The 234-nt window shown below is 35.9% G+C and carries 1 protein-coding gene; it reads right to left on the minus strand.

Annotated features, from left to right (window positions below):
- Window positions 1-234 (minus strand): DUF1801 domain-containing protein (locus RMT89_RS45550; RefSeq protein WP_315889622.1); only part of this gene is annotated, 234 nt, incomplete at both ends.

Genomic DNA, 234 nt, shown 5'->3' on the forward strand with positions numbered 1-234 from the left:
TTAATTAAGTCCTTGTCAGATAACTGCTCAATAGACTTGATTTTGATGTGTCTGAATAATTTACCTGTCCCTTCGAGTAGACTTTTTGGGTCAGGAAGTTCCGCACCATAGTTAAATCCCAAATTTACATGATTGGTTGCAGGCATTATCCAGCAAAAATGTTCTGTTTTTTTCTTTACTCCGGTTCCAAATCCAGTATTTTTTTGTTTCACCCAAACAACCTCTACAACATTT

The sequence above is a fragment of the Streptomyces sp. P17 genome, assembly GCF_032436805.1.
Classification (GTDB): domain Bacteria; phylum Actinomycetota; class Actinomycetes; order Streptomycetales; family Streptomycetaceae; genus Streptomyces.